Genomic DNA, 9221 nt, shown 5'->3' with positions numbered 1-9221 from the left:
ACCCCCTGGTCTCTTCGCGGGGAGTTGGCGTGCCGCAACGTGCGAGTGACGTGCTACAGATCGACTCAGGCGCCCTGCGCTTCCTCGCGCTGCTTCTTCGAGGAGTGGCAGGTGCCGCACAGGCTCATCCAGTTGGTCCGGTCCCAGAACAGCGTCATGTCGCCTCGATGAGGGGTGACGTGGTCAACCGTGTTGGCCGCCCTCACCACTCCCTCGCGCTCGCAGTACACACACAGCGGGTTGTCATTGAGGTGGACGAGCCGAGCCTTCTGCCACTCGTAGTTGTAGCCTCGCTGGCTTGAAGTTGTCTTGCCCGTTCTCCATGAGCCTGGCGCGGCCGTTGCCAACCTATTGCCCTGCGTCGCGACTCTGCTGCCCAAGGTCTGGAGACGTGCCATCAATCAGCATTCCGACCAGGCAACTTGAAACCGGTGACCCGATCAGCAAAGGCGCGGACCTTATCCACACCAAGCAGCCCGACCATGCCACCAAGCAAGCCGGCAGCTGACGGCGGGATGCCAATCAGCTCGAGGCCGGACAGCATCGACAATGTGATGCAGCCACACAGCAGGCTTTCAAAGAACGCAGCCTTGCGTGTGCCACCGCCATAGATGATCCGCAGCGCAGAGATCGATATTGCAAAGCCTGCGGCATAAAAGGCCGGGGCGTGCTGGCTCAGCCACGCGAGTACAAGAACCCAGGTGTCTGGCTTATCGGGCATGTTCGGCATCTCAGGTTCCTCCCTTTAGGGGAGTGAATAGATCGGCTCCAACAGCACTCCCAGCTCAGCGCGATGGGTGTGGTGGAGCCGAAAACGAAAAAGCCCCGGCAAATGCCGAGGCTCGATGTGGGTGGAGATGGAGACCCTGTCAGGCCTCTGTCGTGGCGTTTCCCTCCAGTCCCCACGCTGACTGTTACCCCTGCACGTTGCCGCCGGGCTTTGATCATCTCCAGAAAGCAAAAAGCCCAACTCTAGGGTCGGGCTTTGCTCGCGGAAAAACCGCAAAGTAACTTAAATCTATATATCGTCCCCGGGCCTGTCAAGCAGCCTGACGACGAATATCTAAAGCTCCATCAATCCACGCGACACCCGCCTTCCAGAGCTGCCGCGTCTTCTCTTCTCCGAAGCCCATCTTCTTGCCAACCTCCATTAAGGAGCTGTCGAGCCTGGTGTAGTACTTCATCAGCACCTGGCCGCATTCGGGGTAGCGCTTGAGCAGTCGCCCCATCAAGCCATCAATCATCAGGGCATCGTCGTCGGTGATCATTGGCGACAGGACGGTGTTCTCGCGGGAAGAGCAGCACGACACGCCGGAGCCCAGTACAACCCAGCGGCCCCAATGCTCCAGCAGATCCTCAGCAGTGCGCTCTCTAAAGCTCGGTGTGAAGGCCATGGCTCAATCCCCTGTGAAGTTGGTGGCACCTGGGCCACGGCGGTTGTTCTCGTTGTACTGGGCGGACTCACCTTGATGACTAGACCCGCGCTCCAAAGACTTCACCACGGCCCGCACGCTCCGCAGTTTCAGCCCCAACTGGATCACCAGGTCCTGCATCAGAAGAGCCTCAAGCGTTTCGGCGTGGACGAATCCCGAAGAGTGGCAGCCAATGCATTCGAGCTGATGGAACACGCCGCGTATCAGACCGGCTCCATGGCATGAGGGGCACTCGGTCATGGGTATCAGGCAGCGCACAAAGGCGGGGCCACAGCTCTTTTTCATCATTTTTAAACCTCGCCCTTAACAAATTGTGGTTCTGGCTCGCAGGCCCCGCCGTTCAAGGCGTCTACGAGGTTTTGCGAATCTTCATATCTAACGCCTGTCTGCGCGTGGATCGCCTTGAAGCCACGTTCATCTAACCAGTTGTGCCACTTCACCAAGGCCAGGCGCCGCTGCTCTTTGGCCTGGGTGTTGATGTAGGTGGAGGCGATCTTGCCCAGCGAGTGGTTGAGCAGCATCTCGCCGATGTGGCCGTCGACGCCGAGGTCAGTCCAGGCGGTACGTGCCACCTTGCGCAGGTCGTGACTGGTCCAGGCGCCCCGCCCTAGCCGTGTGAATACCGCGCTCGCCTGGTGGTCGCTGAGTGCCTTGCCACGGCGAGACGGGAATAGGAAAGCACCCTCGTATCCCTGGGCAATCTGGCGATCACGGTAGCGGCGCAGCAGTGCACATACCTGGTCAGTCAGTGGCACGCGCAGTTCGGTTTTGGTCTTGGTGTGTTCGGCGGGCAAAAACCACTCACGCGGAGTGAACGTAATGTCAGCCCAGCGGGACTGGCGGGTTTCGCCAATCCGGGTTCCGTGGCACAACATCATCAAGGCCAGCATGGCGTCACCCGGCGCGCTGTCGAACCGTTCGGCCAACAGGCTCACCAAGTCCTGCAGCTGCACGTCACGCAGCCGCGCCGGCTTAGGCAGGACCCGCGCCGTGGTGAAGTTGACGAACTTCATTTCCGCCATGGGGTTGACCGGGATCAGGTCCAGCTTGCGGGCCTGACGAAAGGCCACCGCGAGCAGGCGGTAAAGCTGCTGCACGTAGGACAGCGACAGCTCGGCCTGGGCCGGCCACATCAGCAGTTTGTCGAGGGTCTGGGCGCTAACGTCGCGCAGCAGCAGATCGTCCAAGCGAGGCTTGAGCTGGCAACTGATAGCCGACTTGCCAGCAGCCCGACGCTTGTCGGACAACGCGCGCGACTTGGCCATGCGATCACCGAACCAATCGAGCAGTTCACCCACGGTCACCCAGCCCGAAACACTGGCCGCGCTGTCGGCAGCAACCCGCAGGCGTACTGCCGGTAGTGCCGCGATCACCTGCTTGGCACTCAGGTCGGGGAAGCCACCGATGCGATGCCATTTGCGCTTGTTGAGCAGATACCAGGAGCCGCGCGTGCGATTCTTGGCGAAACGGAAATGCAGCGCCGGGTGGCCGGCGTCCCGCAGGTCGCGCACATGCTCAAGCTTGGCATTGCGGGCAATCTCAGCATCCGACAGCTTCACCGTCAGGGTTTTGATCTGGGTGTTCATGCGGCCACCCCTTGGACCTTGAGCAGGCCCTTGCCGATCCAATGAAGTTGGGTCTCGGCCAGGGCGCGTAGCAGGTCAGCCACTTCAAACTCACCACGTTTGCGGCCGTCGATGATCGAATGACAGCTATCGCACGCAAAGCAGGCAATCACGTCAGGCCCCTTCATGCCCATGCCCTTCTGTCCGCAGGGGATGTGTGCCAGAACGATGGTGTCGTCATCATGGCCGCAACCAGCCAAACGTAAGGTGCAGGCCTGACCCCGCGCGGAATCGCGAAGCTTCTTGGACTCAACTCTCATTCTTGCTCCCTGGCGGTTTTCCGCTCCAGTTCGATCAGCAGCTCAAGGAAGTGCTTCGCCTTCTCCAGGTCGGCCAGGCCACCCTTGTCACGCCAGCGCGTCACGTACTTGATGACACTGCCCTCGGCGAAAGGGATACCGTTTGCGTGGATGTATTCGATGGGCTGGATCTTCAAAGACTTGTAGTGGTCGCCTGATATCTGCTTTTCGAGTGCGCTCATCAAAATTTTTCCTTGCTGTAACGGCTGGCCATGCTGGTGACCTTTTGTGGCTTCTGCGGCTCAACCCAGCCCGAGGCCAATTGTTCGAATCGGCTGTACTGGCCCAGGAACGCGGCGCGGACGGTGCCGCCTGCAATGTCTCGGCCCTTGCCAATGATGATCTCGGCAATACCTTTGGCTTCGCTGTGCTCGTGATAAACCTCGTCGCGATATACAAAAAGGATGATGTCCGCGTCCTGCTCAATAGCGCCGGATTCGCGCAGGTCAGAACACATCGGGCGTTTGTTTGGACGCTTCTCACACTCGCGGGAAAGCTGGCTGAGCAAGATGACTGGAATGCCAAGCTCACGGGCCATCAGCTTCGCCGTCCGCGTCATATGGCTGACTTCCTGTTCACGACTGAAGGTGCGCGAATCTGATTCGATCAATTGCAGGTAATCGATCACCATCAGATCCAGCCCGTACCGGCGCTTGTGACGGCGTGCGGCAGCCCGCATACGGTTCATCGACATTGACGCACGGTCCGACAGGTACAGGCTGGAGTGCTTGAGCTTGCCGGCCGCACTCATCAGCTCCGCGCCGTGGCTGTGGGGAGCCTTTCCGTTCTTGATCAAGTGCAGGGGGATACGCCCTTCGGACGCCATGAAACGGTCCATCAGGTTGGTGTTATCCATTTCGAGACTGAACGCCATCACGCTCTTACCCTCACGGATAGCGGCATTGGATGCGATGTTCATGGCCAGGGTGGTTTTACCCATGGCCGGGCGGCCCGCAATGATGATCAGTTGGCCAGGCTTCAAGCCCTGCAGCTTCTCGTCCAGATCGGGAATGCCGGTGGATAGCCCGTCAATCTCGTCACCCCGGTCGGCACGGGCCTGAAGCACTTCGATGTAGTCATCCAGGATGTCCTCAGCCTTGATCACCTCGGACGTGGCCGACTGGCTGTCGACCGCCTGGGCCTCGGCCTGCACCGCTGCCACCTTGTCCACGGTGGTCTGGTCGCCGTAAGCGATATCGTTGATCCGAACGCTCAATGCGATCAGTGATCTATCCAGGCTGCGCTCACGAACGGTTCCGGCGTACGAGGCAGCGTTTGCAACGCTTGGAGTGTTCCGGGCGATATCGGCGGCGTACGCGAAGGCGGGTGAACCGCAAGGCAGGTCCCCGACACGAGCGCCGATAGTCACGATATCCACCGGCTGGCCTGCGCCATGTAAGTCCAAGATGCCGCGATAGATGGCGGCGTTATCCGCGTAGTAGAAATCCTCGACCGACAGGTCAGCACTGAGCAAGTCGATCAACTCAGGGCGCAGGAACATGGCCCCCAGCACACCGTGCTCGGCCTCAAGGCTGTATGGGTCACGCATTGAAATTACCCTCGATGACCTTCACGAAGTTGGTCGGCGCAATGAGCCAATCGAACACTGCGCGGAACGGTTTGCCGGCTCGCCCTTCTGTCTGGCCCATCAGGAAGGGGCTAGCGGCGACCAACTTGAAAAAGTCCGACCAGAAATCGAGATCCTGATGAACCACACTCTCATTCCACCGGGCGTTGAGCGTGGCTACACGGCTCTTGGTGATCATCACTACCCGAGGAAGCCCAGGAAGGGTTTCGTTGAACAGATCGACGATGGCCTGAGTTGGGCATTTCGGCTTGGAGGCTTTCGACGGATTTGCATCAACTCGAGAAGGTGATGGTTCACTTGATGGTTCTATTACGGTTCTGGGTGCGGCTGCTGCGGGGGGGGTGTGCTTCTCCTGCGGGGGTGGTGGTGCATCTGCTGCGGGGTGCACCTCCTGCGGGGGTGCGTATGCTGCGGGGGTCAGGGTGTACATAGTCGATCGTCCCATACGCTCGCGAAATGACAGAATCCCAGTTGCCCCCAGCCACTTAATTGCCGACTGAACCGTGCGCTCACCCAGGCAGGTGCGCTCAGCGATACGAGCAATAGAAGGCCAGCAAACACCCTCGTCGTTTGCGTTATCAGCCAGCGATATCAGGACAGCCTTTTGTGGGCCGCTCATGCCTTGCAACGGCCAGCACAGGCTCATGATGATGGTGCTCATGCGGAAACATCCTGGGCAGGTGCCAGGGACGCCTTCAGGTGACTGAGGCATTCCCGGCGAAATTTGGATTTAGATGCGTGCGAGTACTGGCCGCTGATCATCAGCGCGGCATCCATCGCGGCGGATTGATTTGTTGTGAGGTGTCGTGACACGTTTTTAGAGGTGTCGGAAAGTGTCGCGACATCCCTCGAACTGTTGACTGCGGGGGTTTTATTGATCATTATTCACCTCGAAATAAAGCTGTACTAAGCCGCCCTGCCAGGCGGTTTTTTTATGCCTGCGATTCAGGCGTTATGGGTGTCCGGTGCATCCGTGGTAGCTTTTTGCTTCCACACGAAAAGGTCACGGAGACCGGACATGACTGAGCTGACTGATAAAATCATCGCGACCATGAACTCCCAGAAAGGGGAGCTGATCGGGGTGCATGCAATGCTGGCTGCTATTGCTCGCTCGCTACCGCAAACACAGTTACAGGTGCTGCTGGATGAGTTCGACACAGAGGTCGCTGTAGCGCGATCCACGTTGGCGTACTCGCCCGTACCGGAAGAGGTCATTTCCGGCCTCGAAAACTACGTCCAGATGTGGAACGCGATTCGACTGGAGCCAAACCAGAATTGAGCGCTTCCCTGTAAAAGGCCTGGCGGCTTTCTTCGTCGGATCGGAGCAATTCCTTTTTGTGCGTGCCGCCGCGCTTTGATCCCATCTCTATTCCCTTCCTATGCACTGTATGAATTAACAGCTGATCCAGAATCTCTATCTGCCCTCCCCGCTTTGACGGAAGATGGCCTCATCAAGCGATCAGAGTGCTAACCGCTGCGATGGAAACGGGCGCTGCTCTTTCGCCTGGAAGCTGCCGTCAGGAAGCTCAAGCACCCGAATGTCCCGCTTAGCTGTTAGCGCCTTGTGAATTGCAGGAGCCGTGACGCGAAGAAGCCGGGCTGCCTCGGACTGGCCCTTTTTCGCAACAAACTCGTCGAGAGGGGTCTCGCTCATGATTTGAGCCTCGGTTGTAGATGAGGCCGATATTAACCATCTGTTAATTTTTAATCAATACCGATGGTTTCTTCTTATTTTTAACCATTGGTATACATTCGCGCGATGACCAAGAAACGAATACTCCCGCCCGAGCTGCTTGCCGAGTGCGCAGCTGCGCATAATTTGTTCCTCTCAAAGAAGAACGAACTAAAGCTCAGCCAGAAGAAAATCGCCGATGCGGCGGGCATGACACCGGCTGCCGTGAATCTTTACTTCAAGGGCATCAACCCGCTGAACACTAAGTTCGCCGCTGTGCTTGCGCGCATGCTTGATGAGCCTGTATCGGCTTTCAGTCCGCGTCTGGCTGAGGAAATATCATTACTGACCACCGGCCCGGCTAAGGCGACTGCAATACCTGGAGTAAGCGCTGCCGAAAAGGTGATGGAGATGATCCGAAAGCATGCAGGCAAGAGCCTCGATGCCGATGCTCAAGAGAAGATTGCCGCGGCGGCGCTCACAGCTGCCAGCGAGGCCCAGGGAAAGGTGATACAGGCAGACTTTTCTGGGTTGAAAGCGAGGTCGGATGAGCTTGTGATTCGCCAGTACGATGTACGCGCCTCAATGGGGCATGGCCAAGTACCGAATGACTACAACGAGGTAATCAGGAATCTGATTATTCGTGAAGACGTGCTCCGCGAGAAGGGTGTGTCATACACCTCCCCTCACGCACTGGCCATGATCACCGGCTGGGGCCAGAGCATGGAAGGCACGATCAACGACAAAGATCCGCTGATTGTGGACAAGGGTGTGAACGAGTTTGCTGGTGATGGGATATACGTTCTGACCTGGCTTGAGCATCTGTACATCAAGCGGATTCAGTTTTTGGACGCGGAGCGCTTCTTGCTCATATCCGACAATCCAAAACATAAAGACCAGGAAGCCAGGATGGAGGATGTAACCATTCACGCCAAAGTGCTGATGATCTGGAACGCGCGAAAGGCTTGAGCTTAAGCCCGGCTATGCGCCGGGCCTAACTTGAAGATCAGAATGGCGCGGCTTCCTCTTCGACAGCTTCCACCTCGCCTACCTCCAGCACCCTATCCTCTTCGCTTGGCGCCTCCCACTCAAGCAGCACCCCCCCGTCGTCCTGAAAGACCATATTGACGCCGTCAATTTCAGCAATTCTCCCCATTACCTCATCCCACTCTGCGTCCTTATCCGTATCCAAGCGGTGAATTACGGCTGAGCACCGATCCTGCGCCCTTGGCGAATTGATCATTGACGATACGCGCAACCCCAAGCGCTCTACCCCGGACATCTCAACTCGTAAAGCTGGCTTAACCTTCTGCGTTTTACTCATTTCTCCACTCCTTAACTGTATATCCATCCAGTTTAAGTCAGAGCATAACGCACGCCCACGAAAAATAAATTAACCATCGGTATTGACGATAAAATATACCGATGGTTAACTACATCCATCGAGTCACCCAACAGGGACTCGCAAGAGCCTCACGGCCCGCCGCTCTTTAAAACGCTGACGTGACCCAACGACGTACCGGCAACCCCGGTGGTGAGAAAGCTAAACCGTCGTCCATGCAGCCTCTGGATAGCTGCCGTACTCCCACATGTGAGTACGCGAAACCACGCACGCCAGCCGGGAAGAACACCGCCCACGAAATGTGTGACCTGGCCAGAGATATGAATCGGGCGATGCGCGTGGTGGAGAACAAACACCAATAGGAGGAAACAGCCAATGCACCAGTAAGACCAGCCGGAATCCGGACCGGCAACCCACGACGAACTGCCCTACCCAATAGGCCGCCGAGCTGCAGTTGGCAGTCGTGTAGCGAAACCTAACCCTACGACCACGGAGCCGAAGCCGATATAGGCAACGTGAACAGGGAAGCTCAAGGCCGAACAAGCGCAGCGTGAAGCCGTCGGCGGCGTAGCGCGACAAACATTGTTGACGCGGCACCCCGGTCTGACGCCAGCAGCGTGACCGGGGGTTTCACCGATAGACCTTGGCAGCAGGGCCTGACGGGAAACCAACCGGGAGTCACAACGATGGACGAAATCATCAGCGGCGCATGGAAGGGTCATCTCGGACGCGGCCTTGCGCCAAAGGAAGTTCAGTACCTGCTGGGCACCGCCCAGGGCAAGACAGCAAAAGAGATCGCACGCCAATTCGACGTGGCGGCGTGCACCGTGGCCAAGCGCCTTTCCTGCGCCATGTTCAAGCTCGGCGTGACCCGCCAGACGGCCGCAGTTGCCGAGGCCATGCGCCGGCAGATCATCTCGCCGATGTGCTTTGTGCTGGCCAGCCTGATCGCCATGCACGCAATGATCGGTGACGACTCAATGCGTCGTGATCGCCGAGTACCGGAACGCCGTACGGCCCAGGTGCGGTTGGTGCGCCGGGCCGAACAACCCGTGTTGCTCGCCTAATTCATCCACCAGAGGCATCCACCATGAAGCACGCAACAGCAATCTCCCAGCTCGAAACCCACGCATCCAACTGCGAAAACAACGCAGCCATCCAGGAGCGCGAAGGCGAACACGAAAGTGCCGCCACCAACCGCTCCAACGCTGCCGACTACCGCCAGGCAATCGAAGCGCTACGAGCCGAATAAACATCACTTG

Annotated in this window: 15 protein-coding genes; 4 read left to right on the top strand and 11 right to left on the bottom strand. The window is 58.1% G+C overall.

Annotated elements, in window-relative coordinates; all coding sequences use genetic code 11:
- Positions 1 to 65 precede the first annotated feature (65 nt).
- The 9 genes from PSH76_RS08520 to PSH76_RS08480 all read right to left on the bottom strand — a co-directional run bounded on the left by PSH76_RS08520 (position 66) and on the right by PSH76_RS08480 (position 5827).
- Positions 66 to 398, bottom strand: a complete 333-nt coding sequence (locus PSH76_RS08520) for an HNH endonuclease (protein ID WP_034118362.1) — start codon at positions 396 to 398, stop codon at positions 66 to 68.
- On the bottom strand, positions 398 to 730 hold the full coding sequence (locus PSH76_RS08515; RefSeq protein ID WP_034118361.1) for a phage holin, lambda family: 333 nt from the start codon (positions 728 to 730) through the stop codon (positions 398 to 400). The genes PSH76_RS08520 and PSH76_RS08515 overlap by 1 nt, the downstream gene beginning before the upstream one ends.
- A 310-nt stretch (positions 731 to 1040) precedes the next feature.
- Positions 1041 to 1394, bottom strand: coding sequence for an antiterminator Q family protein (locus PSH76_RS08510; protein WP_034118360.1), 354 nt, complete (start codon positions 1392 to 1394; stop codon positions 1041 to 1043).
- Between the two features lie 329 nt (positions 1395 to 1723).
- Entirely contained in the window at positions 1724 to 3019 is a 1296-nt protein-coding gene (locus tag PSH76_RS08505) for a site-specific integrase (protein WP_305493911.1), read from the bottom strand.
- On the bottom strand, positions 3016 to 3318 hold the full coding sequence (locus tag PSH76_RS08500) for a nuclease domain-containing protein (protein WP_305493910.1): 303 nt from the start codon (positions 3316 to 3318) through the stop codon (positions 3016 to 3018). Before PSH76_RS08500 ends, PSH76_RS08505 begins: the two co-directional genes overlap by 4 nt.
- Positions 3315 to 3539, bottom strand: a complete 225-nt coding sequence (locus tag PSH76_RS08495; protein ID WP_305493909.1) for a DUF3310 domain-containing protein — start codon at positions 3537 to 3539, stop codon at positions 3315 to 3317. Before PSH76_RS08495 ends, PSH76_RS08500 begins: the two co-directional genes overlap by 4 nt.
- Positions 3539 to 4906, bottom strand: a complete 1368-nt coding sequence (dnaB, locus tag PSH76_RS08490) for a replicative DNA helicase (RefSeq protein ID WP_305493908.1) — start codon at positions 4904 to 4906, stop codon at positions 3539 to 3541. The genes PSH76_RS08495 and dnaB overlap by 1 nt, the downstream gene beginning before the upstream one ends.
- Complete coding sequence (locus tag PSH76_RS08485) at positions 4899 to 5606, bottom strand: helix-turn-helix domain-containing protein (protein ID WP_305493907.1); 708 nt, start codon at positions 5604 to 5606, stop codon at positions 4899 to 4901. Before PSH76_RS08485 ends, dnaB begins: the two co-directional genes overlap by 8 nt.
- The gene (locus PSH76_RS08480) at positions 5603 to 5827 is read right to left on the bottom strand and encodes a hypothetical protein (protein ID WP_217880324.1); all 225 of its coding nucleotides are present in this window, start codon (positions 5825 to 5827) and stop codon (positions 5603 to 5605) included. Before PSH76_RS08480 ends, PSH76_RS08485 begins: the two co-directional genes overlap by 4 nt.
- A 136-nt stretch (positions 5828 to 5963) precedes the next feature.
- On the opposite strand from PSH76_RS08480, the gene PSH76_RS08475 reads away from it, so the two are divergent.
- Positions 5964 to 6224, top strand: a complete 261-nt coding sequence (locus tag PSH76_RS08475) for a hypothetical protein (RefSeq protein ID WP_169905292.1) — start codon at positions 5964 to 5966, stop codon at positions 6222 to 6224.
- 180 nt (positions 6225 to 6404) lie between these two features.
- On the opposite strand, the gene PSH76_RS08470 is transcribed toward PSH76_RS08475, so the two are convergent.
- Positions 6405 to 6599: a Cro/CI family transcriptional regulator gene (locus tag PSH76_RS08470; RefSeq protein ID WP_305493906.1), complete on the bottom strand. Its 195-nt coding sequence runs from the start codon at positions 6597 to 6599 to the stop codon at positions 6405 to 6407.
- A 105-nt stretch (positions 6600 to 6704) separates the two neighbouring features.
- Here PSH76_RS08470 and PSH76_RS08465 point away from each other — a divergent pair, with 105 nt between their 5' ends.
- Positions 6705 to 7586, top strand: a complete 882-nt coding sequence (locus PSH76_RS08465) for an XRE family transcriptional regulator (RefSeq protein ID WP_305493905.1) — start codon at positions 6705 to 6707, stop codon at positions 7584 to 7586.
- 37 nt (positions 7587 to 7623) lie between these two features.
- Here PSH76_RS08465 and PSH76_RS08460 read toward each other — a convergent pair whose 3' ends face one another.
- A complete protein-coding gene (locus tag PSH76_RS08460) occupies positions 7624 to 7941 on the bottom strand; it encodes a DUF1654 domain-containing protein (RefSeq protein ID WP_305493904.1) in 318 nt (105 codons plus the stop codon).
- A gap of 704 nt (positions 7942 to 8645) precedes the next feature.
- Here PSH76_RS08460 and PSH76_RS08455 point away from each other — a divergent pair.
- Positions 8646 to 9026: a LuxR C-terminal-related transcriptional regulator gene (locus PSH76_RS08455; RefSeq protein ID WP_305493903.1), complete on the top strand. Its 381-nt coding sequence runs from the start codon at positions 8646 to 8648 to the stop codon at positions 9024 to 9026.
- A 23-nt stretch (positions 9027 to 9049) separates the two neighbouring features.
- The gene (locus PSH76_RS08450; RefSeq protein WP_305493902.1) at positions 9050 to 9211 is read left to right on the top strand and encodes a hypothetical protein; all 162 of its coding nucleotides are present in this window, start codon (positions 9050 to 9052) and stop codon (positions 9209 to 9211) included.
- Positions 9212 to 9221 lie beyond the last annotated feature (10 nt).

The organism is Pseudomonas sp. FP215 (genome assembly GCF_030687795.1).
In the GTDB taxonomy this organism is placed as follows: Bacteria; Pseudomonadota; Gammaproteobacteria; order Pseudomonadales; family Pseudomonadaceae; genus Aquipseudomonas; species Aquipseudomonas salmasensis.
Note: the sequence above shows the minus strand (reverse complement) of the source record. Positions and strands in the feature narration are given on the sequence as shown.

Excerpts from the sequence above, each read along its gene's own strand:
- PSH76_RS08520 (WP_034118362.1), bottom strand. The coding sequence starts at position 398 with ATGGCACGTCTCCAGACCTTGGGCAGCAGAGTCGCGACGCAGGGCAAT.
- PSH76_RS08515 (WP_034118361.1), bottom strand. The coding sequence starts at position 730 with ATGCCGAACATGCCCGATAAGCCAGACACCTGGGTTCTTGTACTCGCG.
- PSH76_RS08510 (WP_034118360.1), bottom strand. The coding sequence starts at position 1,394 with ATGGCCTTCACACCGAGCTTTAGAGAGCGCACTGCTGAGGATCTGCTG.
- PSH76_RS08505 (WP_305493911.1), bottom strand. The coding sequence starts at position 3,019 with ATGAACACCCAGATCAAAACCCTGACGGTGAAGCTGTCGGATGCTGAG.
- PSH76_RS08500 (WP_305493910.1), bottom strand. The coding sequence starts at position 3,318 with ATGAGAGTTGAGTCCAAGAAGCTTCGCGATTCCGCGCGGGGTCAGGCC.
- PSH76_RS08495 (WP_305493909.1), bottom strand. The coding sequence starts at position 3,539 with ATGAGCGCACTCGAAAAGCAGATATCAGGCGACCACTACAAGTCTTTG.
- dnaB (WP_305493908.1), bottom strand. The coding sequence starts at position 4,906 with ATGCGTGACCCATACAGCCTTGAGGCCGAGCACGGTGTGCTGGGGGCC.
- PSH76_RS08485 (WP_305493907.1), bottom strand. The coding sequence starts at position 5,606 with ATGAGCACCATCATCATGAGCCTGTGCTGGCCGTTGCAAGGCATGAGC.
- PSH76_RS08480 (WP_217880324.1), bottom strand. The coding sequence starts at position 5,827 with ATGATCAATAAAACCCCCGCAGTCAACAGTTCGAGGGATGTCGCGACA.
- PSH76_RS08475 (WP_169905292.1), top strand. The coding sequence starts at position 5,964 with ATGACTGAGCTGACTGATAAAATCATCGCGACCATGAACTCCCAGAAA.
- PSH76_RS08470 (WP_305493906.1), bottom strand. The coding sequence starts at position 6,599 with ATGAGCGAGACCCCTCTCGACGAGTTTGTTGCGAAAAAGGGCCAGTCC.
- PSH76_RS08465 (WP_305493905.1), top strand. The coding sequence starts at position 6,705 with ATGACCAAGAAACGAATACTCCCGCCCGAGCTGCTTGCCGAGTGCGCA.
- PSH76_RS08460 (WP_305493904.1), bottom strand. The coding sequence starts at position 7,941 with ATGAGTAAAACGCAGAAGGTTAAGCCAGCTTTACGAGTTGAGATGTCC.
- PSH76_RS08455 (WP_305493903.1), top strand. The coding sequence starts at position 8,646 with ATGGACGAAATCATCAGCGGCGCATGGAAGGGTCATCTCGGACGCGGC.
- PSH76_RS08450 (WP_305493902.1), top strand. The coding sequence starts at position 9,050 with ATGAAGCACGCAACAGCAATCTCCCAGCTCGAAACCCACGCATCCAAC.